This is a genomic window from Paenibacillus profundus (assembly GCF_021369635.1).
Taxonomy (GTDB): domain Bacteria; phylum Bacillota; class Bacilli; order Paenibacillales; family Paenibacillaceae; genus Paenibacillus_B; species Paenibacillus_B profundus.
This window is the reverse complement of record NZ_JAJNBZ010000095.1, coordinates 1-952: the sequence shown is the minus strand read 5'-3', so window position 1 is coordinate 952 and position 952 is coordinate 1. Positions and strand designations below refer to the sequence as shown.

The following is a 952-nucleotide window of genomic DNA, read 5'->3' as shown; positions in this document are numbered from 1 at the left end:
CTACACAAGGACTTTCAGCAATAAAAAAGGGACTTCACCCCAACTTGGCGAAGTTTTTCGGTGACCAAACCAAAAAGCTCAAGGATGGAGGAAGTCACCTTGTATATTCTCCAAGAAAGTTTGTTTTCCTTTGAGGAACTGCTAAAAATCGAGTCAAAAGATCGTTTGCCGATCTTTTTCAGCGCCTTGGACTTAAGTCCCTACGCCAAAGAGCTAAGAAGCCGTTCACCCCGAGGGGCCAACGGTCACAGCAGAGAAGGGATTCTTCGCGCTTTGCTGGTCGCACCGCTTGAACATATTCGCACATTCACCGGCCTGCATCATCGTTTGGATACTGACCTTCGCTTTCGTTATCAGTGCGGTCTTTCACTGAATCGCAAAGCGCCGTCTGTAGCCACATTAAGTCGCGTTTTTGCCGAGTTGACCAAGAAAGAGTTGGCGAAGCAGCTTTTCGAGGAATTGGTCAACCGTTGTCAACAAGAGGGCATCCTGGGCGGCAACCATGCCGCGATCGACAGTGCCGCCATCCATGCCTACGAGAAAAAGCAGCCTAAGCGTAAAAGCGAACAAACCGGCGATGCGAATTGGGGCGCGAAGTTTGATTCTTTCGGAAACAAGATGACGTGGTTCGGCTACAAGCTTCATCTGGCGGTAGATACGCAAAGCGAGCTTCCCATCGCACTTGAAGTGACACCGGCGCATGTCAACGACGGCGAGATGGCACCGGGCTTGATTGAAAAAGCCGCATCTCAATCCAAGATACGCTACTTTATGCTCGATGCAGGCTATGACCAAATGAAAGTGTATGAAGCAGCTCGAAATGTGAAAGCCCAAGCGATTATTCCCCTTAATCCAAGGGGAGAGAAAGAACCTCCTGCTGGAATGACGACGAACGGAACGCCCTGCTGTTCGATGGGGTTCGCGATGACTTACTGGGGCGCTGACGGCGACT

At 50.6% G+C, this 952-nt stretch carries 1 protein-coding gene; it reads left to right on the top strand.

Annotation, left to right across the window (positions count from 1 at the left end):
* Positions 1 to 99 precede the first annotated feature (99 nt).
* On the top strand, positions 100 to 952 hold an 853-nt coding region (locus tag LQV63_RS31220; protein WP_233699653.1), incomplete at its 3' end, for a transposase.